This is a genomic window from Solemya elarraichensis gill symbiont (assembly GCF_002021095.1).
Classification (GTDB): domain Bacteria; phylum Pseudomonadota; class Gammaproteobacteria; order Chromatiales; family Chromatiaceae.
Genome location: NZ_MPRK01000241.1, coordinates 1 through 2,589, shown reverse-complemented (window position 1 = coordinate 2,589; position 2,589 = coordinate 1). Strand labels below are relative to the sequence as shown.

General features: G+C 37.5%; 1 protein-coding gene. It reads left to right on the top strand.

Going from position 1 to position 2,589, the window contains the following annotated elements:
* A partial coding sequence (locus BOW51_RS09655; RefSeq protein ID WP_135568224.1) for a reverse transcriptase domain-containing protein occupies nt 1-2,162 on the top strand: 2,162 nt, incomplete at its 5' end.
* Nucleotides 2,163-2,589: the final 427 nt, after the last annotated feature.

The window sequence follows — 2,589 nt, the reverse complement described above, 5'->3', positions numbered from 1 at the left end:
AAGATCATACCAATCCTGCAAACTACCGCCCCATCTCTCTTACCAGTTGTCTATGCAAAACTTTGGAACGCATGATAAATGACCGCTTAGTTTGGTTTTTAGAATCCAATAATCTTTTAACCAATATACAATGTGGTTTTCGTCAAGGACGTAGTACCATTGATCACTTAGTCCGCCTCGAGAATTACATTCGTGATGCCTTTCTGAAAAAAGAGCACGTCGTTACTGTGTTCTTTGATTTGGAAAAGGCGTACGAAACCACTTGGCAATACGGTATTTTAAAAGATCTCTTCGACTTTGGGTTGAAGGGTTTTTTAAATGATCGTAATTTCCGTGTTCGATTGGGTTCTACTCTTTCGGACACATTTCCACAGGAGATGGGTGTACCGCAAGGTAGCATCCTCTCAGTTACATTATTTTCCATTAAGATTAACAGCATTGCTTCATGTATGAAAACTGATACAGAAGGATCTCTCTATGTAGATGACTTCTCTATCAGTTATCGATCAAAACACATGTGTACAATGGAAAGACACCTCCAACAGTGTCTTAATAAACTTACTAAATGGGCTGACACTAATGGTTTCAAATTTTCGAAAACCAAAACAGTTTGCATGCATTTTTGTCAGCTTCGTGGTCTTCATCCAGACCCTACTTTGTTTTTGGCAAAAGATCCAATTCCTGTTGTGGAAGAATTCAAGTTCCTTGGTCTTATTTTAGACCCTAAACTCACCTTTATACCTCACATTCGGTACCTTAGGGCGAAATGTAAAAAATCGTTGGACATTCTCAAGGTTTTGTCTAGTACTGACTGGGGTTCTAATCGTGATACCCTACTTATGCTATATAAGGCCATTATTCTCTCGAAACTGGATTATGGAAGTATTATTTATGGTTCTGCAAGACCATCATATCTTAGACCTCTTGATTCCATACATCATGAGGGCTTACGTATATGTTTAGGAGCATACAGAACTTCCCCAGTGGAGAGCCTGTATGTAGAATCCAATGAGCCATCATTGAGTTCTCGACGCACTAAATTATCTTTAGACTATACAACTAAGATGCAAGCATATCCTAATAATCCAGCTTATAATTGTGTATTTCATGCACAACATGAAAATATGTATGCATATCACCAACGAATCATCCCTTCATTTGGAGTCCGTACTATTCCTCATTTTGAGGCAGCAGAAATACCATCTGCTGACATTTTACCCAGCATATTATCTCCTACACCACCATGGTTGTTAGAGATACCCACTGTCATTTATTCTTTGCACAACAGATCTAAATCCACTACACACCCACTAGAATTTCAATCCCTGTTTGCTGAAATTAGACACACTTATCGTGACCATCAACCCATCTATACAGATGGTTCAAAGGATCAGGCAAAGGTGTCAGCAGCGATGTATGCACCTCCTTTCATTGATACTTCGAGGTTACCGGATAATGCATCCATATTTTCAGCAGAACTCCATGCCTTACTACTAGCTTTACGAAGAATCGAAACTCATAAATCTTCAAAGTTTATTATTTTTACAGATTCACTTTCTTCACTCCAGTCACTCAGTCATTTTAACATTAAACATCCTCTAATATTAAAACTTTTAGAACATTACACTCATTTACATCATAAAGGTAAATCCATTATTTTCTGTTGGATACCTAGTCACATGGGTATCAAAGGCAACGAAAAAGTAGATTCACTTGCCAAAGCTGCCTTGAACTCTACACAGAGTTCTCTTAAGGTACCTTACTCTGATTTTAAACCCCTATCTCGGAAATATATCACTCAGTTTTGGCAACTCGACTGGGATAATTTGGTTAATAACAAACTACACCATATTCAGCCCTCTTTGAAACAGAACCAACATATTTCCGCCTTCAGTCGGAGAGAGAATGTAGTTCTCACTCGCTTGAGAATAGGCCATTCTCACCTGACCCATTCATTTTTATTGAAGAAAGAGCCTCGTCCTCTTTGTACCTTTTGTAATGTTCCGCTCTCGATTGAGCATATTTTGATGACTTGTTCGGCTTTTGCCAGGAAACGATCATCCTTTTTTAATGTCATGTCATCGAAAATTTTGTTTGAGAAAGTTGCTCCCGAGCACATTCTCAATTATTTAGAATCAATAGATCTTTATCACAAAATTTAATTTGTTTTTATATTGCTTTTTTATATATTGTCATTTCAATATCTCATTTGATTTTTATTCTAAGATTTTATTTTTGTGATTCTCCTTGATTCGTGAAGTCATTTTTAAATTGCAGGATATGATTGATGTATCAGCAACTGCGACCGTGCACATCTCCGCCCCGTGAGGTGGGTTTTGGGGAAGGAGTAGTTGCAAAGGAGAGATGCTGCTATTGGTCGCACTCGCTGGTGTGTCGATCGCACATCCTGCAATTTTCATTTACCATTTTCATGAATGTATTCGTATTCATCTTCTATATTCATTTTCTGTAAATATATCTCTCTAATTTATTATCATTCATTATTATCATTTTAGTTTCAATCATTTGTTGTCCCTATATAGCCTTACTGTGCTGATGGGACAATAAACTCATTCCATCCATCCATCC